The organism is Mycobacterium rhizamassiliense, assembly GCF_900157375.1.
In the GTDB taxonomy this organism is placed as follows: domain Bacteria; phylum Actinomycetota; class Actinomycetes; order Mycobacteriales; family Mycobacteriaceae; genus Mycobacterium; species Mycobacterium rhizamassiliense.
In genome coordinates, this window is the sequence record NZ_LT721901.1 from 4461613 (window position 1) to 4480161 (window position 18549).

Annotated in this window: 19 protein-coding genes and 1 pseudogene; 18 read left to right on the forward strand and 2 right to left on the reverse strand. The window is 66.1% G+C overall.

Annotated elements, in window-relative coordinates; translation table 11 throughout:
* Positions 1 to 14: 14 nt before the first annotated feature.
* Positions 15 to 623: a hypothetical protein gene (locus MRAB57_RS21480; RefSeq protein WP_077089137.1), complete on the forward strand. Its 609-nt coding sequence runs from the start codon at positions 15 to 17 to the stop codon at positions 621 to 623.
* 7 nt (positions 624 to 630) lie between these two features.
* On the opposite strand, the gene MRAB57_RS21485 is transcribed toward MRAB57_RS21480, so the two are convergent.
* Complete coding sequence (locus tag MRAB57_RS21485) at positions 631 to 981, reverse strand: DoxX family protein (RefSeq protein WP_077089138.1); 351 nt, start codon at positions 979 to 981, stop codon at positions 631 to 633.
* Between the two features lie 167 nt (positions 982 to 1148).
* Between MRAB57_RS21485 and MRAB57_RS21490 the strand changes: the two genes are divergently transcribed.
* Genes MRAB57_RS21490 through MRAB57_RS21510 form a run of 5 tightly spaced genes read left to right on the forward strand, consistent with a single transcriptional unit; the run spans position 1149 to position 6338 of the window.
* Complete coding sequence (locus tag MRAB57_RS21490) at positions 1149 to 2162, forward strand: sigma-70 family RNA polymerase sigma factor (RefSeq protein WP_077089139.1); 1014 nt, start codon at positions 1149 to 1151, stop codon at positions 2160 to 2162.
* On the forward strand, positions 2152 to 3477 hold the full coding sequence (locus MRAB57_RS21495; protein ID WP_077089140.1) for an ABC transporter substrate-binding protein: 1326 nt from the start codon (positions 2152 to 2154) through the stop codon (positions 3475 to 3477). Before MRAB57_RS21490 ends, MRAB57_RS21495 begins: the two co-directional genes overlap by 11 nt.
* A complete protein-coding gene (locus MRAB57_RS21500) occupies positions 3474 to 4433 on the forward strand; it encodes a carbohydrate ABC transporter permease (protein ID WP_077090750.1) in 960 nt (319 codons plus the stop codon). Before MRAB57_RS21495 ends, MRAB57_RS21500 begins: the two co-directional genes overlap by 4 nt.
* A complete protein-coding gene (locus tag MRAB57_RS21505; RefSeq protein ID WP_077089141.1) occupies positions 4420 to 5262 on the forward strand; it encodes a carbohydrate ABC transporter permease in 843 nt (280 codons plus the stop codon). The genes MRAB57_RS21500 and MRAB57_RS21505 overlap by 14 nt, the downstream gene beginning before the upstream one ends.
* Before the next feature lie 2 nt (positions 5263 to 5264).
* Positions 5265 to 6338 (forward strand): ABC transporter ATP-binding protein, encoded by a 1074-nt coding sequence (locus MRAB57_RS21510; protein ID WP_077089142.1) that lies wholly within the window; start codon positions 5265 to 5267, stop codon positions 6336 to 6338.
* Here the strand turns inward: MRAB57_RS21510 and MRAB57_RS21515 are convergent.
* A complete protein-coding gene (locus MRAB57_RS21515; RefSeq protein ID WP_077089143.1) occupies positions 6297 to 7619 on the reverse strand; it encodes a glycosyltransferase in 1323 nt (440 codons plus the stop codon). The genes MRAB57_RS21510 and MRAB57_RS21515 overlap by 42 nt on opposite strands.
* Before the next feature lie 135 nt (positions 7620 to 7754).
* On the opposite strand from MRAB57_RS21515, the gene MRAB57_RS21520 reads away from it, so the two are divergent.
* The 12 genes and pseudogenes from MRAB57_RS21520 (at position 7755) to MRAB57_RS21575 (ending at position 18463) form a co-directional block, all read left to right on the forward strand.
* Positions 7755 to 8336, forward strand: a complete 582-nt coding sequence (locus tag MRAB57_RS21520) for a TetR/AcrR family transcriptional regulator (RefSeq protein WP_157900649.1) — start codon at positions 7755 to 7757, stop codon at positions 8334 to 8336.
* Between the two features lie 22 nt (positions 8337 to 8358).
* Positions 8359 to 9318, forward strand: coding sequence for a patatin-like phospholipase family protein (locus MRAB57_RS21525; protein ID WP_077089144.1), 960 nt, complete (start codon positions 8359 to 8361; stop codon positions 9316 to 9318).
* Between the two features lie 35 nt (positions 9319 to 9353).
* On the forward strand, positions 9354 to 10187 hold the full coding sequence (locus MRAB57_RS21530) for a DUF3097 domain-containing protein (protein ID WP_077089145.1): 834 nt from the start codon (positions 9354 to 9356) through the stop codon (positions 10185 to 10187).
* Between the two features lie 90 nt (positions 10188 to 10277).
* Positions 10278 to 11882 (forward strand): iron uptake transporter permease EfeU, encoded by a 1605-nt coding sequence (efeU, locus tag MRAB57_RS21535; protein WP_077089146.1) that lies wholly within the window; start codon positions 10278 to 10280, stop codon positions 11880 to 11882.
* Between the two features lie 37 nt (positions 11883 to 11919).
* Complete coding sequence (efeO, locus tag MRAB57_RS21540) at positions 11920 to 13095, forward strand: iron uptake system protein EfeO (RefSeq protein ID WP_173814046.1); 1176 nt, start codon at positions 11920 to 11922, stop codon at positions 13093 to 13095.
* An 86-nt stretch (positions 13096 to 13181) separates the two neighbouring features.
* Entirely contained in the window at positions 13182 to 14411 is a 1230-nt protein-coding gene (locus MRAB57_RS21545; RefSeq protein ID WP_083743640.1) for a Dyp-type peroxidase, read from the forward strand.
* 168 nt (positions 14412 to 14579) lie between these two features.
* Positions 14580 to 15104, forward strand: coding sequence for an OsmC family protein (locus MRAB57_RS21550; protein ID WP_077089148.1), 525 nt, complete (start codon positions 14580 to 14582; stop codon positions 15102 to 15104).
* A 23-nt stretch (positions 15105 to 15127) separates the two neighbouring features.
* The gene (gene cynS, locus MRAB57_RS21555; RefSeq protein WP_077089149.1) at positions 15128 to 15604 is read left to right on the forward strand and encodes a cyanase; all 477 of its coding nucleotides are present in this window, start codon (positions 15128 to 15130) and stop codon (positions 15602 to 15604) included.
* Positions 15601 to 16667 (forward strand): annotated as a pseudogene (locus tag MRAB57_RS21560) (acyl-CoA dehydrogenase family protein). Before cynS ends, MRAB57_RS21560 begins: the two are co-directional and overlap by 4 nt.
* Before the next feature lie 10 nt (positions 16668 to 16677).
* Positions 16678 to 17292, forward strand: a complete 615-nt coding sequence (locus MRAB57_RS21565; RefSeq protein ID WP_077089150.1) for an RNA polymerase sigma factor — start codon at positions 16678 to 16680, stop codon at positions 17290 to 17292.
* Positions 17289 to 17558, forward strand: a complete 270-nt coding sequence (locus MRAB57_RS21570; protein ID WP_077089151.1) for a hypothetical protein — start codon at positions 17289 to 17291, stop codon at positions 17556 to 17558. The genes MRAB57_RS21565 and MRAB57_RS21570 overlap by 4 nt, the downstream gene beginning before the upstream one ends.
* Complete coding sequence (locus MRAB57_RS21575; protein WP_077089152.1) at positions 17555 to 18463, forward strand: formate/nitrite transporter family protein; 909 nt, start codon at positions 17555 to 17557, stop codon at positions 18461 to 18463. The genes MRAB57_RS21570 and MRAB57_RS21575 overlap by 4 nt, the downstream gene beginning before the upstream one ends.
* Positions 18464 to 18549: the final 86 nt, after the last annotated feature.

Sequence of the window (18549 nt, forward strand, 5' to 3'; positions counted from 1 at the left end):
CACGGAGGCAAACAATGCATCTAGCGCGCACCTTCGGCATCGCCGTGGCGCTGACCGGCGCGCTCACCGCCGTAACGGCCTGCGGCAGTGGCGAAAAGCCGTCTCCCTCGTCGACGAAGTCATCGGGTTCGCCGGCGGCGACCACTCCGTCGACCACGCCCGCGGGCTCCGCTGCGCTTGGTGACTACACCTACCTGCTGATCCAGGCCAGTGATGTCGGGCACAACTTCACGGCGGTCGGGCCGCCGACGCAGGATCCCGGCGGTGGCGCGGGAGCGGGACAAAACTTCGGCAGTCCCGATCACACCCGCACCATTTCCGACACCATCTATGTCTCGATCGATCCCACGGTTGCCCTGCAGTCCGAAAGCGACCGCCTGTCCGCCTTTCCCAAGTACGTCGCGACCCCGCCGGAGCCGTTCGAAATCGGGACCAATGGATGGATGGGCGTCGGCAAGTCGCCGGACAAGTCAAAAGCGGTGACTTATCTGGTGTTTGCCGAGGGCAGGGCGGTGGTGGCGATGGAGTTCGACAGCGCCCTCGACGACCCCGTGATGCAGGAGTTCGTGCTCGACGTCGCGCGCAAGCAGGACGGGGCCGTCAAGAGCCGATTACTTTTCTAGTCCCCGCTCAGTGGGCGGCCACCAGGGCCAGCGAGGCCGCCGACAGGCAGAGGTAGGCGCCGGGGAAGGCGATGTTGTACAGGACATGCGCCCGCAGGTGAGTCGCCACCGCGCCGACGAAGAACAGCACCAGGCCGGTGGCTGCCGCGATGCCCAACCACGGCAGCCCCAGCAGCCCGACGACCAATCCGGTGGCCCCCGCCAGCTTTACGGCCGCGAGCGGCCGCAGCCACGATCGCGGCACGCCAACCTCGGCCGAGTTTGCCAGCACGAACTTGGCCGGAACGAAGTCGGCCACGGCGATCCCGGCCGTAACGACCGCGGTGATGAGCGTGACGGTGAGGTAGGCGGTATGCATCGGGTCAATCCCTTGCGGTGCAATTGTTTCCGCAGCGGCGAGCCGCGTGGCGGCCGCGTCGGGCGCGGCGCACAATCGATAGGGTCATGACGCAGGTCTCCTTAGGTCCGAGAGTTCGATGGATGCGGTCATCGGTTTGACGACTCCCGCACGGAAAAGGTGACCCGATGAGCGCAACGAAAAGTTCGGTGGATCTGGACGACCTGGCGCGCCGCTTCGATGCGGACCGCCGGCACTTGAGGTCGGTCGCGTTCCAATTGCTCGGGTCGACAGCCGATGCCGACGACGCGGTGCAGTCCGCGTGGTTGAAGGCCAGTCGTTGCGATTCCGACGCCCTGGCGAACATCGCCAACCTCACCGGCTGGTTCACCACCATCACCGCGCACGCGGCGTTCGACCAGCTTCGCGTGCGCAAACGCCGCGCCGAGCAACCGCTGGCCGATGCGGCAGACCTCGACCGGCTGACGGCAACCCCGTCGGCTCCGGCGGACGAAGACGCGCTGCTGGCCGATTCGGTGAGCAGCGCGCTGCTGGTGGTGCTGGACCGGCTGTCACCTGCGCAACGGGTGGCCTTCGTCCTGCACGACGTGTTCGCCATGCCCTTCGAGACCATCGCCGGCGTGCTCGACCGCTCGCCGGCGGCCGCGAAAAAGCTGGCCAGCCGTGCGCGTGGGCGTCTGCACCACGGGCCCGCCACCGAACCGCGACGCATGGCCGAGCACCTGGAAATCGTCGACGCGTTTCTGGTGGCCTCCCGCGGTGGTGACATCGCCACGCTGCTCGAGCTGCTCGCCCCCGACGTGGTCCGCAGGGTCGACCCCGCCCTGGTGCGCGACGACGTGCCGACCGAGGTACGCGGCGCCCGAGAGGTCGCCGAGGAGACGCGCCTGTTTGCCCGCCGCGCGCGGGCGGGTGTCGTCATGCTCATCGACGGTGCTCCGGGCATCGTTCTCGCGCCGCGGGGGCGCGCGCAGGTCTTGCTGGAGATCGGGATCGCCGCCGGCGGCCGGATCCACGCGATTGACATCACTGGTGACGGCGACCGCCTGCGGCGGGCGACCCTGGCGCTGCCGCAGTGGTCATCTCAAGAACAGCGCAGGCTCATCGGGTACCAAGGACAGGGGAGCCAGTCGGCGAGGAGGCCGGTGACGAGCCAGGATCGGAAGCACGATGCTCGATAAGCCGTTCGGACGGCGCAGCCTGCTGCGGGGAGCCGGTGCGCTCACCGCGGCAGCGCTGACCCCCTTGGGCGCCGGCTGCGCGTCCGACGACGACGCGCTGACGTTCTTCTTCGCCGCCAATCCCGACGAGGCCGCCGCCCGCCTCCGGGTCGTCGACGAATTCCAGCGCCGCCATCCCGACATCAAGGTTCGGGCGGTGCGGTCCGGGCCCGGGGTGATGCAGCAGCTGTCGACCTTTTGTGCGGGCGGCAAGTGCCCCGATGTGCTGCAGACGTGGGAACTGACCTACGCCGAGCTGGCCGCCCGGGGCGTGCTGCACGACCTGAATGACTTCCTGGCGCGCGACCCGGGATTTGCCGCGCAGCTGAAGGCCGACAGCGTCGAGGCGCTGTATGACACCTTCACCTACGACGGAGGGCAATTCGGCTTTCCGGAGCAATGGTCCGGAAACTACTTGTGGTACAACAAACGGCTCTTCGCCGAGGCCGGTGTGCCGGCCCCGCCCACCAGCTGGGGCACGTCCTGGACCTTCGCCGAATTCCTGGACGCGGCCAAGGCGTTGACCAAACGGGACCGCTCGGGACGCGTCACGCAGTGGGGTTTCGTGAACACCTTCGTCTCGTACTACTCGGCCGGGCTGTTCGCCTTGAACAACGGCGTGCCCTGGTCCACGCCGCAGAAGAACCCGACCCACCTCAATTTCGATCACCCCGCGTTCATGGAGGCGGTGCAGTTCTACGCCGACCTCGCCAACAAGCACAAGGTGGCACCCGACGCGTCCGACGTGCAGTCGATGTCCACGCCCGACCTGTTCGCATCGGGCAACGCGGCCATTGCGCTTGGCGGCCACTGGCGATACCAGACCTTTATCCGGGCCGAGGACTTGGACTTCGACGTCGCCCCGCTACCGGTAGGACCCTCCCGGCCCCAGGGGCGCAGCGCCTGCTCGAATATCGGCACCACCGGGTTGTCGATCTCGGCGAGCAGTCAGCGCAAGGAACAGGCATGGGAGTTCGTCAAATTCGCCACCGGCCCCGTCGGACAGGCGATCATCGCCGCGTCGTGCCTCTTCGTCCCGGTGCTGCGCTCCGTGCTGCACTCGGATGGATTCGCCAAGGCTCACCACAGGATCCGTAACCTCGCGGTGCTCACCGAGGGGCCGTCGTATTCCGAGGGCTTGCCGGTCACCCCGGCGTGGGAGAAGATCGTCGCGCTGATGGATCGCAATATGGGGCCGGTGCTGCGCGGGGCCCGCCCGGCCAGCTCGCTGACAGGCCTGGCACAAGCCGTTGACGAGGTACTGCAAAGCCCATGACATCGATCGACACCTCCGCCGAACCTACGCCGGCCCGCGGCCAACGACCTCCGGGCGCGCGTCCGTCGCGCCGGCGCGAATGGGCAGGCCGCTTCTTTGTCGCGCCGAACCTGCTCGCGGTCACGGTCTTCATGCTCTTTCCCCTCGGTTTCTCGCTGTACATGAGCTTTCAGCGGTGGGACGTGTTCAATCCACCAAAGTTTGTGGGGCTGAAGAACTTCGAGCAGCTGTTCACGTCCGACCCGCTGTTCGGAATTGCCATCCGCAACACCGTGGTGTTCACCCTGGGCACGGTGGTGCCGACCGTCATCATCAGCCTCGTCGTGGCCGGTGTCCTGAACCGGAAAGTCAGGGGCATCGCGATCTTCCGGACCATCGTGTTCCTGCCGCTGGCCATCTCATCGGTGGTGATGGCGGTCGTCTGGCAGTTCGTGTTCAACACCGACAACGGCCTGCTCAACATCATGCTGGGGTGGGTGGGAATCGGCCCGGTCCCGTGGCTGGTCGACCCCAACTGGGCGATGACATCGCTGTGCATCGTCAGCGTGTGGCGCAGTGTCCCGTTCGCCACCGTCATCCTGCTGGCCGCGATGCAAGGGGTGCCCGAAACCGTCTACGAGGCAGCCAAAATCGACGGTGCGGGGGAGATACGGCAGTTCGCCTTCATCACGCTGCCGCTGATCCGCGGCGCGATCTCGTTCGTCATCGTCATTTCAATCATCCACGCGTTCCAGGCGTTTGACGTGGTCTACGTTCTCAACGGCTCCAACGGCGGGCCGGAGACCTCGACCTACGTGTTGGGCATCATGCTGTTTCAGCATGCCTTCTCCTTCCTGGAGTTCGGCTATGCTTCGGCACTGGCATGGGTGATGTTCGCGATCTTGTTGGTGCTGACCGTGGTTCAGTTGCGGATCACCCGGCAGCGTTCGGTGGAGGCGTCTCGTGGCCTTAGCTGAGCGCATCGTCAAACGCGGCGTCCTGCGCGCGGTTCCGGTCTACATCGCGCTGCTTGCCATCGCGTGGACCTGGCTGTTCCCGATCGCCTGGGCGATCTCGGGATCGCTGAAACGAGAGGGCGAGATCAGCCAGCCGAAGCTGCTGCCCGCCCACCCGCGCTGGTCGAACTACACCGACGTGTTCGCGGTGATGCCGTTCTGGCGCATGTTCTTCAACACCGTGCTGTACGCCGGATGCGTGACGGCCGGGCAGGTCTTCTTCTGCTCTCTGGCCGGATACGCCTTCGCGCGCCTGCAGTTTCGCGGCCGTGACACCTTGTTCGTGCTGTACCTCGGCACGCTGATGGTTCCACTGACGGTCACCGTGATCCCGCAGTTCATCATCATGCGCCTCGCCGGCTGGGTCGACACCCCCTGGGCGATGATCGTGCCGGGCCTGTTCGGCAGCGCGTTCGGCACCTACCTGATGCGGCAGTTCTTCCAAACGCTCCCCGGGGATCTCGAGGAGGCCGCGATTCTCGATGGCTGCTCGCCGTGGCAGATCTACTGGCGGATCCTGTTGCCCCACGCCAGGCCGGCGGTGATGGTTCTCGCCGTGCTCACCTGGGTCAACGTCTGGAACGATTTCCTGTGGCCGCTGTTGATGATTCAGCGCAACAACCTGGCCACCCTGACGCTGGGCCTGGTCCGGCTGCGCGGGGAGTACGTCGCGCGCTGGCCGGTGATCATGGCGGCCTCGATGCTCATCATGATCCCGCTCGTGATCATCTACGCGGTCGCCCAGCGTTCGTTTGTGCGTGGCATCGCGGTGACCGGAATGAGTGGGTGACAATGGCTTCGGTGAGCTTCGAGCAGGCGACACGGTGCTTTCCGGGTACCGACCGGCCGGCGTTGGACGGCCTTGACCTGTTCGTCGCCGACGGCGAATTCGTCGTGCTGGTCGGGCCGTCCGGATGCGGCAAGACGACGTCGCTGCGGATGGTGGCCGGATTGGAGTCGCTGGACTCCGGGTGTGTCCGGATCGGCGACCGCGACGTCACCAACGTCGATCCCAAAGATCGCGATGTGGCGATGGTTTTCCAGAACTACGCCCTGTACCCGCACATGACGGTGGCGCAGAACATGGGCTTTGCGCTGAAGATAGCCAAGACCCCGAAAGCCGAGATCGCCGAGCGGGTGCTGGACGCGGCGAAACTGCTTGACCTGCAACCGTATCTGGATCGCAAGCCCAAAGACCTCTCCGGGGGCCAGCGGCAGCGGGTGGCGATGGGGCGCGCGATCGTGCGCCGCCCCCAGGTGTTCTTGATGGATGAGCCGCTGTCGAACCTCGACGCCAAGCTGCGGGTGCAGACCCGCAACCAGATTGCCGCCCTGCAGCGTCGGCTCGAGACCACGACCGTCTACGTCACCCACGACCAGGTCGAGGCCATGACCATGGGCGACCGCGTCGCGGTGCTGCGCGACGGCCTGCTGCAACAGTTCGCGGCGCCTCGCGAGCTCTACCGCAACCCCGCCAACGTCTTCGTCGCCGGATTCATCGGATCGCCTGCGATGAACCTGTTCACCCTCCCCATCGTCGATTCGACGGTGCTGCTGGGGGACTGGCCCATCCAACTACCGCGTGAAATCGCGGGCGGGGCAAGCGAAATCGTTGTCGGAGTTCGCCCGGAACACTTCGAACTGGGCACCCTCGGCGTGGAGATGGAAGTCGACGTGGTCGAGGAACTCGGCGCCGACGCCTACCTGTACGGCCGCTTCGCCGACGGCGGCAAGGTCATTGCGCAAAACGTCGTGGCGCGCGCCGACGGCCGCAACCCGCCGCAGAAGGGCAGCCGGGTGCGGCTGCACCCCGAACCCGGGCACCTACACTTTTTCGGCGTCGACGGCCGCCGGATCTCCGTGTGACGCAGGGGAGTCGGCGATCAATCCGTCGACGACCTCGGCCAATCCGGCGAAGCCCGGTGCCGCGGCCATGTCGGCGGCGATGCGCTTGCTTGCCTGCCGGTAGCGCGGCTCGTGCAGCACCGCCAGAATGTCGCGGCGCAGCGCACCCGCGGTCGGTCGTTCACTTCTGATCCGCCGGCCGACGCCTGACCACGCGACGCGGGCGCCAACCTCCGGCTTGTCTTCCTTGCCACCGGTAGCGACGATCGGCACGCCGTAGCGCAGTGCGTACTGGACGCCGCCGTAGCCGCCGTTGGTGACGTAAACCGCAGTACGCGGCAGTAATTCGTCGTAGGGCAGGTAGTTCGCGGCGCGCGCATTCCCGGGTAGCGGGGGCAACGTGTCCAGTGGTCGACCGCCCGTCGCGACCACGACCAGAACGTCCTCGTCGGCAAGCGCGTGCAGCGTTGGTGCGATCGCCTGGTCGTAGTCGCCATTGGCAAACGTGCCCTGAGTGACGTGGATGACGGGGCGTGTCCCGTCGAGTTCGCCCCACCAGTCCGGCAGTGGAATCCGTGAACCGGCAGCGGACAGTGGCCCGACAAAATGCAGCGCGGTAGGTGTGTCGGACATGGGGTATTCGAACGCGGAGACGCTGAACTGGACGAACGCGTCGGCCCGCCGGTACCAATTCATCATTGTGTCCGGCATATCGAGCCCGTGCACTTGCCGGTGAAGGTCGTTGAGTGTTCGGTTGCCCTGCCGCAGGATTCGGCGATGCAGAGGGGCCAGCGCGGCGTTGCGATGCCGGTTCAAGACGCGTGCCGGCGGCAGCCCCATGCCAAAGGGGGCGGTGTCGCGGCTGTCGATGCACAGCGGAATGACGCCACAAATGACGACCGCTGGGCGCGCGGCGCGCTGGTGGGCGAGCAGGAACGCGGCCCCAAGGAAATTCTGCTCGGCGAGCACAGCGTCGGCGGGTTGCGCCGCAATGGCGGCGTCGATGGCGTCGTACTGCAGCTTGGCGGGTCGGGAAAAGACGTTTTCGATGTCGAAGGCGACCGCCTTGAGGCCCCTCAACCGGGCGCGTTCGGGGAAGCTCTCGGCGATGTTCCGGTCGTCAAAGTCGGCCTCCGGAGGCAGCGGCACAAATGATGCGCCCGTGGCCGCGACCTTATCCGCGTAACGCGAGCCCGTGACGAAGCGCACGTCGTCGCCGCGCTTGACGAATTTCTCGGCGACGGCCAGCAACGGCGTGATGTGCCCATGTACCGGAATGCTGGCGAAGACGATCGATGACACTTGCCGCTCCCGCCTGTCGCCCCCGACTGGTATCGCGTAGTATTCATTACTATGGCACCGGAGTCAATATCCGCCAAGACGCGTACCTATCGATCGGCGCTGCGCCAACAGCAGGCCGGGCTCACTCGAACGCGGGTGCTCGCATCGGCGGCCGAACTGTTCGCCGCCGATGGCTATGAGCGCACCACATTGGCGAAAATTGCTGCCGCGGCGGGTGTTTCGGCTGAGACAGTGCAGGGGCAGGGGACGAAAGCGCGCCTGTTGATCGCGGCCATCGAGTACGCCGGGGTGGGGGTGGCCGGTGAAGAAAATCTGCTGAATCTCGATGTCGGCCGCACCATGATCGCCCTCGACGACCTCGATGAGGCGCTGGACTTTATCGTCACGTTCGTCACGGATGTGCACGAGCGGACCGCAAGACTAGCGCCCGCGTTGCTCAGCGGCGCCGGTTCCGACCCCAAGCTGGATCGCTACCTGACCGAGTTCATCGCCGGCATCAACGGGCAGGTCCGGCGGGTGCTCGACGTGCACCGCGATCGGGGCTGGTTGCGCGATGACGTGCCGTTCGACGAACTCGTCGAGACGGCGGGGGTGCTCTGCAGCGCCGAGACCTATCTGCGGATGACCCATCGCGGCGGTTGGAGCGCCGACGCCTACCGGGCGTGGTGCCGGCGTATGCTGGCGGAGAGCGTCTTTGCTGCACCACCGGCAGGTTGAATTTGGTTGGTAGGGGGCCACTTTGGACTCGGTCGATCTGGTTTGCGAAGGCGGTGGTGTCCGGGGCATCGGCCTGGTGGGGGCGGTGGATGCCCTCGCCGCCGCTGGCTACCGGTTTCCGCGCGTCGCCGGCACCAGTGCCGGCGCGATCGTCGCCTCCCTGGTCGCCGCCCTGCAGAAATCCGGCGAACCGCTCAGCCGGCTGGCCGAGATCATGCGCAACATCGACTATCGAAAGATCCTGGACCGCAACCTGGTTGGGCACATCCCGCTGATCGGCGGGGGACTGTCGCTGCTGCTGTCCGACGGGGTGTACCGGGGCGCCTACCTGCAACAGCTGCTGACCGATCTCCTCGCGGAATTCGGGGTGCACACCTTCGCCGACCTGCGCACCGGCGAGGAGCCCGACCAGTTCGCCTGGTCGCTGGTCGTCACCGCCAGCGACCTGTCGCGGCGCCAGCTGGTGCGCATCCCCTGGGATCTGCGCTCGTACGGCATCGACCCGGACACCTTTCCGGTGGCACGCGCGGTGCACGCGTCCGCCGCGATTCCCTACGTGTTCGAGCCGGTCCGCGTCGGCGGCGCGACATGGGTGGACGGCGGATTGCTATCCGATTTCCCCGTCGACCTGTTCGACCGCCCGGGACCGCGCTGGCCCACCTTCGGCATCCGGCTGTCCGCCCGCCCCGGCATCCCGCCCACGCATCCGGTGCATGGTCCGGTGTCGTTGGGGATAGCGGCGATCGAGAGCCTGGTGAGCAATCAAGACAACGCCTACATCGACGATCCTTGCACCGTGCGCCGCACCATCTTCGTGCCCGCCGACGAGGTGAGCCCGATCGACTTCGGCATCACCGATGAACAGCGCGAGGCGCTGTATCAGCGCGGACTGCAAGCGGGCCAAGGCTTCCTGAAGACGTGGAACTACGACGACTACCTATCGGCGTGCGGCGGCCCGGTGCAATCGCCTGGCGCGCCGTAACGGCGTTTAGGCGCAAGCCTTTCTAGTATTGCCGCGTGGATGATCGCTACGGCACCGACGTTCTGGCCGCGGGTCGGCGCAAGCCCCGCTCGACCGAGCACCCGGCTGACCCGGGCCTGGTCGTCGAGGACGTCGAGAGCGGTTACGTCGGCGCGGTGGTTCGGGTCGAGTACGGTCGCGTCCAGCTCGAGGACCGCCATGGCCACGTCCGTGGCTTTCCGCTGGGGCCCGGGTACCTGCTGGAGGGCCGCCCGGTGATCCTGACCGCTCCGCGGCGCGCGGCGCCGACCGGCACGGGCCGGACGGCTTCCGGCTCGGTCGCGGTACGCGATGCGCGCGCCCGGGTGGCCCGGTCCAGTCGGATCTATGTCGAGGGCCGGCACGACGCCGAGCTCATCGCGCAGGTGTGGGGCGAGGACCTGCGCATCGAGGGTGTCGTCGTCGAGTACCTCGGCGGGGTGGACGACCTGGTGGGCATCGTCGAGGAGTTTCGTCCCGAGCCGCGCCGGCGCCTTGGCGTGCTGGTGGACCACCTCGTTTCCGGGTCGAAAGAGGCGCGGATCGCCGAGGCGGTAAGGCGCGGGCCCGGCGGGCCGGACACGTTGGTGGTCGGGCATCCGTACGTCGACATCTGGCAGGCGGTGAAGCCGCAGCGGCTCGGCATGGCGGGCTGGCCGAACGTGCCGCGCCACATCGAGTGGAAGCGCGGCGCGTGTCAGGCCCTCGGTTTGCCGCACGCAAATCAGGCCGACATCGCCGCGGCGTGGCGGCACATCCGTTCGCGCGTGCGCGACTGGAACGATCTGGAACCGGCGTTGATCGGCAAAGTCGAAGAGCTCATCGACTTTGTGACGCAGCCGGGCGCGTGACGAATGCGGGCGCGGACGAACGCCTTAACCAGCGCCGACGGTTAGGTTAGGCTAACTCGGACGTCCCGATCCGCGGGACAGGGATCGGACATGCAGGGCGTATTCGGCATCTTCCTCGGCACGTTCCTCATCGGCCTACGCGAAGGCCTGGAGGCGACGTTGATCGTCAGCATCGTCGGGGCCTTCCTCAAGCGAAACGGCCACCCCACCCGTCCGATGTTCGCCGGCGTCGCATTGGCGGTGCTGATCAGTGTCGCGATTGGCGTCGGGCTGGACTTGCTCTCTGCGACGCTGCCGCAGGCTCAGCAGGAAATGATGGAGACGGTCATCGACGCCATCGCCGTGGTGTTCGTGACCTCCATGATCATTTGGATGAACCGCAACGCCGCCCGGCTCAAGGGCGAACTCGAGCATGAGGCCCAGCAGGCGCTCAACCGCGGCGGCGCACTGGCCCTGGTCGTCATGGCCTTCCTCGCGGTGCTCAAGGAGGGCTTCGAGACCTCGGTGTTCCTGTTGGCGGCCGCCGAGACGTCGCACGGCAACCGATGGCTGGCGGTGTGCGGCGGGGCGGCCGGGATCGCTTTGTCCGTCGCGCTCGGCGCCGCCCTCTACTACGGCGGCCTCAAGCTCAACCTCGCCCGGTTCTTCCGCATCACCGGCGTGTTCTTGGTGCTGATCGCCGCCGGGTTGGTGCTGGGCGGGCTGCGCACCGCCCACGAGGCGGGCTGGGTGACCGTCGGCCAGCGACAGGTGCTCGACCTGTCGGCCTGGATGCCCAACCAGTCCGTGCTGGGCGCGTTGGTCACCGGCGTGTTCGGGATTCCGTCGGACCCACGCCTTATCGAAGTGCTCGGCTGGCTGCTCTACGCGGTGCCGGTGCTGATCGTCTTTCTGCTGCCCGCGCGGCTGACCGCGCGCAACCGGTCTCGACTGCTGGCCGGTACCGCGGCGATCCTGCTGATCGTCGCGGCCATATTGGCGATCTCGACGCCGGCCGGTGATTCGTCACCGAGCGCGCGGGTACGCACCGTCACCGACCGCTCCGGCCACATCTCGCAGGTGTCGATGGAGAACGGGCCGCACGGACGCGAGCTCTCCGTCGCACTGGACGGCGCTCCGACCGCCCAGCGAATCCTGCTTGTCCCCGCGGGCGACCAAACCGTGGACGGCCTGCCGGTACAGCTATGGCAGGCTTCGGAGGTAGCCGGGGCCGACGGCGCGCCGGCGGTCACGTTGGATCAGTTGCTGGCCATGGCGGGCGGCCGGCTGCCGGTCGGCCTTGCCGTTGGCCGCACTCCGGGGCCGTTCCAAGGGCAATGGTCGACCACCACCGCGTATACCGTGCTCGCACAAGGGGACCGCGTGGTCAGTGCGCGAGCGACGAGCAACCGCACGGCGATGCTGACCGGCGGTGGGCTGACCGGCGCCAAGACGGTCAGCCTCGGCGGGCTACCGACGGACTGGTCCACGTCCAGCGCCGACGACCGCTCGGCCGCCGCGCAGATCATCGCCGACCAACGAAATCGTTCGGACCGGCACCTCTGGAACGTCTGGCTTCCATTGGTAATAGCGGGTTTTGCGCTGGCTTGCGCGTTTTCGGCGATAGCCTCGGTGCGCAACGGCCGCAGGCAAAAGGATGAGAGGAATTCGGTTGATGGCGAGTCGCATCGTCCCGGCAACGTGCCGGTCTCGTGAATACTGGTGGACTGCAACGGCTTTGATGGCGGCAGCGGTGTTGCCGCTCGCCGCGTGCGGCCACTCGAACAGCCAGTCGAGCCCGTCAAGTACGGCCAAAGCCGGCGGGACGAACGCCGTGAAGGTCTCGATGTCCAACAGCGGCGGAAAGGACGGCTGCGCGCTGGACACCAGCAGCGTGCCGGCCGGGCCCGTCACGTTCACGGTGGCGAACACCAACGCGCCGGGAATCACCGAGATGGAGCTGCTCCGGGATCAACGGATCATTGGGGAGAAGGAAAACCTTGCGCCGGGGCTGGATCCGGTGTCGTTTACTGTCACGCTGAACGGCGGCTCGTATCAGGTGTATTGCCCAGGCGCGAGCACCGAGTATCAGGCTCTGACCGTGACGGGTCAGGCGCCGGCCGGCCCGACGGGCACGGTGGCGAGCATCCTGAGCCAGGGCACCAAGGACTACGCCGCATACATCGTGAGTCAGATCGGTCAGCTCAACGACGGTGTCAAGAGCCTTGATGCCGCCGTGCAGTCGGGCAACGTCGCCGCCGCCAAAGTCGCCTACGCCAAAGCCCGGCTGTTCTACGAACGTTCGGAGTCCAGCGTGGAGGGCTTCGTGCTGCCCGGGTTCGCCGCCGGCGACAATGCCGGCAGCCTGGACTACCTGATCGACATGCGCGCGTCCACCCCGGTTGACGCGAAGGTCGGGTGGAAGGGCTTCCACGCCATCGAACGTGACCTGTGGCAGGGCAACGTCATCACCCCCGGCACGAAGTTGCTGAGTACCGAATTGGTCAGCAACGTAGGCAAATTGAACGGCATCGTCGCCACGCTGCAGTACAAGCCCGAGGACTTGGCCAACGGCGCCAGCGACCTGATCGAAGAGGTGCAGAACACCAAAATCACCGGCGAGGAGGAGGCCTTCAGCCACATCGACCTGGTCGACTTCTCCGGCAACGTGGAAGGCGCTCAGCAGGCCTACGCCTCGCTGCGGCCCGGGCTGCTCAAGATCGACGAGAGTCTGGTCAAGCAGATCGATCAACAGTTCCAGGCGGTGCTCGGCGTGCTCGACGGCTACCGCGACCCGGCGGCGCTGGGCGGTTACCGGACGTACACACCCGCGCTGCGGGCCAGCGACGCGCCGAAGCTGACCGCGGTCATCCAGCCGCTGCATCAGAGCCTGTCCACCGTCGCTCAAAAGGTCGTCTCGGCCAATTGACGACGGCGGACGACGAACCGGCCGGGCCGGAAACCGGGAACGAGGCCGAGGCGCCAACCGATTCCGCGGCGGTGTCGCGGCGGTCGATGCTCGGGCGCACCGTGTTGGCCGGGCTGGCCGGCACCGCCGTCGGTGCCGCCGGTGGCGGGTTCGCCGGTTACTCGACCGCGGCGGCCCGCAGCTCCGACGAGAACGACAACGTCGACCTGCGCCGCAGCTACCCGTTCTACGGCCAGGGCCATCAGGGCGGAATCGCCACGCTCCCACAGCGTTACGCCGTCTTCATGTCCTTCTCACTGGCCGCCGGCGCCAGTCGATCGGACCTGCAGTCCCTGCTGGCACGGTGGTCGGCGGCGGGGGCCGTCCTGCAACAGGGAAAGCCGGTGGGCATGGTGCAGCCGCAGGTCGAGGTGCAGCCGCCGACCGACACGGGGGAAGCCTACGGGCTGAGCCCGGCGAGCCTTACCGTCACGATCGGATTGGGCCCGTCGCTCTTCGGTGACCGGTTCGGGCTTGCCGGGCGGCGGCCCGCGGTCTTCACCGAGTTGCCCCCGCTCAACGGCGACAATCTCGATCCCCGGCTGCAGGGCGGCGACCTGTCGGTGCAGGCCTGCGCCGACGATCCGCAGGTCTGCTACCACGCCGTGCGCAACCTGGCCCGCCTCGGCCGCAACATCGTGTTCCCCTTCTGGGCGGTGCTGGGCTTTGGCCGCGCCTCGGCCGGTCCCGGCCAGTTCACCCCGCGAAACCTGTTGGGGTTCAAGGACGGCACCCGCAACATCGCCAGCGACGCCGAGTACTCCCGGTTCGTCTGGGTGGACAACAGCGACCAGCCTTGGCTGAACGGGGGCACCTACCAGGTCGTCCGCAAGATCCGGATGCTCCTCGAGACGTGGGATGTCGACCGGATCGGCAATCAGCAGCGGATCTTTGGCCGCACCAAGGAGGAAGGCGCGCCGCTGAGCGGCAGGGCCGAATTCGATACACCGAATTTCGCCGCCAAGGGCCCCGACGGCGACCTGCTCATCGATCTGCGGTCCCACGTCGGGCTGGCGGCCAGGGAGAACAACGACGGCATCATGATCCGGCGGCGCTCCTACAACTACACCGACGGCCTCGACGCCAACGGCCAACTCAACGCCGGCCTGTTGTTCATCTCGTACCAAAAAGATCCCAACGATTTTATTCGATTGCAGACCCGGCTCGGCGCCGATGACCTACTCAACGAATACATCCGGCACATCGGCTCAGCTATCTTCGCGATACCGCCCGCTCCCGAAGAAGGCCACTTCATCGGGCAGAGCCTGTTCAGCTGAGCAATATTCCGCTGCCGCTCGTCGTGTGCGGCGCGCGCGATGTTTCAGGCAGGTCGTGCTTCGTGTCGTCTCTGTAAATCAATCTCCTCTTCCGTCACGCATCGGGTCCCGCGGGCACTAATTCCGTGAAGGCCCAAAGATAGTTGTTTTGAGAACGGGAGGAACTTCATGACCGACGCGCTCGTCATCGACGCTGACGCCCTTGACCGGCTGTCCTGTAACGCCAAGGCCGACCCCCAGACCGGCAAGAAGACACTGAAGGCCATGACAGTATGCGAGAACGGCTTCCGCAACATGACCTATGTGCGTGACCTGGCGCCGATGCTGGTGGGGGAGCCGCCAGCGCTGCTGGGCGACGACTCGGCGCCCAACCCCTCGGAGACGGCGCTGGCGGCACTGGGGTCATGCGTGTCCGTGGGCTTGCTGGCCAATGCCACACACCGTGGCGTCACGCTCACCAAGATCGAGGTGGAGATGGAGGGTGACATCGATATTTCCGCGGTGTGGGGGGTCGGTGACACCCCGGATGACAAGGTGCTCGGCTTCAGCGCGGTCCGTTGCAAGGTGTCGTTGGCCGGCGATGCCGATGATGCGACGCTTAAGGAGATCCACGACTGCGCGATCGCCTGGTCGCCGGTGGTGAACACGTTCACCAACCCGGTGAGCGTGGGTTCGACCCTGGCCATCGGCTAGGAGTAGCGGACGGGAGACTCACGGTGACAAGGACATTGACGAAGGCGCAACTCGCGGACATCATCCGGCTGGCGCGGGTCAAGCACGGTTTGAGCTGGGCGAAAATCGCCGAGTCGATCGGGACGGACCGTGCGTGGACCGTGGCCGCGCTGCTCGGGCAACATCCGCTATCGGCCGAGCAGGCCGCGATCGTCGCCGAGTTGCTGGAACTCGACGACGAGGCCGTCGCCGTTCTGCAGCTGGTGCCGTATCGGGGCAGCGGCGAGGCGGTGGCATCCGATCCGACGATCTACCGCTTCCACGAAGCGCTGTCGGTTTACGGGCCTGCCATCAAGGAGCTGATCCACGAGGAGTTCGGCGACGGCATCATGAGCGCCATCAACTTTCAGCTGGACGTCCAACGGCGTCCCGACCCGGAAGGCGACCGGGTGATCGTCACCTTCGATGGAAAGTTCCTCGACTACAGATGGAAGCACAGCGAACGGGAGGCATTGCCGTGACCGCAATCGTGGACGCCGCAGTTAAACGGCTCGATCCCGAGTTATTGGCGACATCCGTGCCCATGCAGGCGTATTGGACCGCGGCGAGGACACGTCCCGCCGCAGTTTCAGTCGGCTCGGTGCTGCCGGCCTCCTCGGTCTCGGGGCCCCGGGAAACAGCGACGGCGGGCTACCGCAGATGGCCGCCGTCGTCGCCGAAATCTCGGGGGAGTGCATGAGCACGGGATTCTCGGTGTGGGCCAACCGAATGGCAGTGGAGTATCTGCTCACGGCCGCAACACCCTTCGCCTTGGCGGTAGCCCGGCCGATGCTTTCCGGAACCAGCCTCGGGGTGAGCGGCATGGCTTCGGCGTTCAAGGAAGCGGCTGGCTGCGGCGGCCTGGATCTGACCGCTGCACCGGTCGACGGAGGCTATCGGCTGAGCGGTTCGATCAGGTGGGCCAGCAACTTGTATCCCGACTCCATGATGGTTACCGCAGCGCGTACCGAAGCCAGCGAGATGTTGATCATGGCGCTTCCGCTGGATACCCCCGGCGTTGTGATCGGTGATCACTTCGACCTATTGGCGATGGGGAGCACCGCGTCGTCGTATCTACGGCTGGAAAATGCTTATGTCAGCTCAGAACACGTGCTATCTCAGGACTTTCATGCGTTTCTACATGCGGTGCGACCGACGTTTCTGGTACTGCAGTCGGCAATGTGCCTGGGGCTGACCAGAACCACGGTGCAACAGAGCAAGCTATCGCTGTCCGGGGTCAACGAGGTCTTCACCGCCGACGTCGATTCAATTGTGGAGAAGCTCGCCGCGGCGGAGACGATGTTGGCAACCTTGGCCGCCGCTGTTGGTGGGCCGATACCGCCCACCAAGAAGGCATTGCTGTCGCTGCGCCTTGCCGCTGCCGAACTATCAAGCGCCAGCGCAGATTTAGAGATTCGCACCGCTGGCGGCAAGGGTTATGCAAGCCGGACTTCGGCCAGTCGGCGCTACCGGGAGGCTGCGTTCATCCCCGTGCAGTCGCCATCGGAGGCGCAATTGCGCTGGGAACTTGGAAGATGCGCCTGAGTGCGGGTCGATGGTGACTCCGGTGGCGGTGCCGCCGGAGGGCACCCAGCATTTGGTCGGCGGGATACCGCTGGCCAATTTGGTTCGCGACTTTCACCTGCCAATGGTGAATTTCGCTCGCACGATGGTGGGTTCGGCGACGGTGGCTGAAGAAGCGGTGCAGGAGGCGTGGGTGCAGGTCTTACAGTCGTCCGCCAATTTCGAGGGCCGCTCGTCGGTGGCTACCTGGTTGTTCGGCATCGTCAAGAACACTGCGTCGCGCCACCGGCGCCGCGAGTCCCGCATCCGCGATCACGAGGTGCTCGCCGCTGTCGACACCGACCCACTGTCGGGGCGCATGCATCCCGCGGGCCACCCCGATGCCGGGCATTGGAGCCTTCCTCCGTCGCGGCGTTTTTTGCCGGAGGACCGAACCGTGGCGCAAGAGTTGATCGGCTACGTGCGGGCGGCCCTCGAGGCGCTGCCAGAACGGCAGCGCCAGCTCGTCATCCTGCGCGACCTGGTCGGCACTTCTGCGGAAGAAGCAGTCGAGATCCTTGACCTATCCGCCGAGGCGCAGCGCGCACTGTTATACCGCGCCCGGGGCAACCTCCGCAATGAACTGGAGAAGTGGTACCGCCAATGACCTTCTACGACAAGACAGTTCCCGCGATCGACTGCGTCGACTTCGTCCGGATGGTCGACGAACTGGTCGACTCGAATCCGGACCAGTGGGGACCGATCGTGGCCAAACACCTCGAGGATTGCCCGCCATGTCTGGTCTATCTGCAACAGATGCTCGACCTGAAAGTTCTCCTCAATCATGTCTTTGATGGCGAGAAGCTCAGCGAGAAACACATCGTGGGGGTCGTCAACGCCATAAACGACTTCAGGGACGGAAAACAGGGATGACGATCGACGCGCAGGCACCACAGCAAGAGAGACAAGTTTTGACGCAAAACCCGTTGACCGGCTTGCCTTCTGACATCGCCGTCAGCCAGCTGGACCAAGACCCGTTCGAGCCACTCAGCGTCGGTGCCATGGTGGATCGGGTCGCTGCCATGGCCGTGGAAAAGGCAGCGCATCCCTGGGTATTCTTCATGCGCTCGCTGGTGGGCGGCGCGATGGTAGCGTTCGGAGTGCTGCTGGCGTTGATGGTGAGCACCGGTGTCAAGACACCCGGCATTGCCAGCCTCATGATGGGCTTGGCGTTCGGCATGTCGTTCGTGCTGATATTGGTGTCGGGCATGTCGCTGATCACCGCGGACATGGCCGCCGGGTTTCTAGCCTTGCTTAATCGCATCATGAGGTTGCGCACCTATGTGTTCCTAGTGACTGTCGGCTTGGTTGGCAACATCGCGGGCGCCCTGGTATTCGTCACCATCTGCGGAGCGGCCGGCGGCCCTTACCTGGGTGCTTTCGCCGAGCGGGCGGCCACCGTCGGCGCCCTGAAGGCGGGCCAGCCTGTCTGGACCGCCTTCCTGCTCGCGGTGGTCTGCACATGGTTCCTGCAGACCTCGATGTGCATGTACTTCAAGGCGCGCAGCGACGTCGCGCGGATGGCCTTTGCGTTCTACGGCCCGTTCGCCTTCGTCATCGGCGGGACCCAGCACGTCATCGCCAACGTGGGATTCCTAGGCCTCCCGTTGCTACTCAACCTTTTTCACCCGGCTGCCCGCCGTACCGGGATCACCTGGGGCTTCGGCGACGACGGCCTGCTGACCAATATCGGTATCACCTCCGTGGGCAACCTGATCGGCGGCGCGCTGTTTGTCGCATTGCCGTTCTGGACCATTGCGCGGCTGCAGCGGCGGTAGGACCGGTGTCTTCTGTCCCCGCTGGTTATGGACTAAAGCCTCACGATCTATGCCTGTGCCTGTCCACCGACAAGATCGCCGATCAC

What these genes read in the sequence shown, in the direction of transcription:
- efeU (WP_077089146.1), top strand. Translation starts at nt 10,278, where the DNA reads ATGCAGGGCGTATTCGGCATCTTCCTCGGCACGTTCCTCATCGGCCTA.
- MRAB57_RS21480 (WP_077089137.1), top strand. Translation starts at nt 15, where the DNA reads ATGCATCTAGCGCGCACCTTCGGCATCGCCGTGGCGCTGACCGGCGCG.
- MRAB57_RS21510 (WP_077089142.1), top strand. Translation starts at nt 5,265, where the DNA reads ATGGCTTCGGTGAGCTTCGAGCAGGCGACACGGTGCTTTCCGGGTACC.
- MRAB57_RS21485 (WP_077089138.1), bottom strand. Translation starts at nt 981, where the DNA reads ATGCATACCGCCTACCTCACCGTCACGCTCATCACCGCGGTCGTTACG.
- MRAB57_RS21550 (WP_077089148.1), top strand. Translation starts at nt 14,580, where the DNA reads ATGACCGACGCGCTCGTCATCGACGCTGACGCCCTTGACCGGCTGTCC.
- MRAB57_RS21575 (WP_077089152.1), top strand. Translation starts at nt 17,555, where the DNA reads ATGACGATCGACGCGCAGGCACCACAGCAAGAGAGACAAGTTTTGACG.
- MRAB57_RS21570 (WP_077089151.1), top strand. Translation starts at nt 17,289, where the DNA reads ATGACCTTCTACGACAAGACAGTTCCCGCGATCGACTGCGTCGACTTC.
- MRAB57_RS21545 (WP_083743640.1), top strand. Translation starts at nt 13,182, where the DNA reads ATGCTCGGGCGCACCGTGTTGGCCGGGCTGGCCGGCACCGCCGTCGGT.
- MRAB57_RS21490 (WP_077089139.1), top strand. Translation starts at nt 1,149, where the DNA reads ATGAGCGCAACGAAAAGTTCGGTGGATCTGGACGACCTGGCGCGCCGC.
- MRAB57_RS21565 (WP_077089150.1), top strand. Translation starts at nt 16,678, where the DNA reads ATGGTGACTCCGGTGGCGGTGCCGCCGGAGGGCACCCAGCATTTGGTC.
- MRAB57_RS21495 (WP_077089140.1), top strand. Translation starts at nt 2,152, where the DNA reads ATGCTCGATAAGCCGTTCGGACGGCGCAGCCTGCTGCGGGGAGCCGGT.
- MRAB57_RS21500 (WP_077090750.1), top strand. Translation starts at nt 3,474, where the DNA reads ATGACATCGATCGACACCTCCGCCGAACCTACGCCGGCCCGCGGCCAA.